At 72.6% G+C, this 650-nt stretch carries 1 protein-coding gene and 1 pseudogene; both read left to right on the forward strand.

Annotated features, from left to right (window positions below; translation table 11 throughout):
* Window positions 1-406, forward strand: a 406-nt coding sequence (locus DD1DGNOD_RS07215) for an FAD-binding oxidoreductase (RefSeq protein ID WP_283234666.1), incomplete at its 5' end; no start/stop codon positions are given.
* Between the two features lie 5 nt (window positions 407-411).
* Window positions 412-650 (forward strand): annotated as a pseudogene (locus DD1DGNOD_RS28930) (hypothetical protein); the annotation flags it as partial.

Genomic DNA, 650 nt, shown 5'->3' on the forward strand with positions numbered 1-650 from the left:
CGCCGAACAGGCCGCCGAACAGGCCGGCGAGAAGGCCGCCGGGCAGGCTGCCGCCGGGCGGGCCGGTGAGCGGGCGATCGATGCAGCCGCCGGGGGCGCGCCCGGCCTGGTCATGTGCCACGTCTCGCACGTCTACCCGACAGGCGCGTCGCTGTACTTCACCGTCGTGTCCGGCCAGTCCGGCGACCCGGTGGCACGGTGGCGGAGGGTGAAGGCCGCCGCTTCGCGTGCGATCACGCAGACCGGTGGGACGATCACCCATCATCACGCGATCGGCATCGACCATCAGCCCTGGCTCACCGCGGAGATCGGCGACCTCGGGGTGGCGGTGCTGCGCGCGGTGAAGCACACCCTCGACCCGGACGGGATCCTCAACCCCGGGGTTCTTGTTCCACGGGCCACCTGAGCCGGCTGGGTCTGCTGGGCCACTATGGGCGAATGCAGCAAGGGCGCGCTGACTCGCACCGGGACCGGGCGCTTGTCGTCGTCGGACCGGGGCAGGCGTTCGGTGTCCAACTCCTGCGCCGGTTCGCCCGCGAGGGCTTCGCGCTCGGGGTGATCGCCCGGTCGGCCGACACGATCCGCCGGGTGGAGGCCGACCTCGCCCGGGACCAGATCACCGTCAGTGGCGAGGTCGCGGACGTCACCGA

Origin of the sequence: Candidatus Protofrankia californiensis (genome assembly GCF_900634765.1) — a bacterium.
Lineage (GTDB): Bacteria > Actinomycetota > Actinomycetes > Frankiales > Frankiaceae > Protofrankia > Protofrankia californiensis.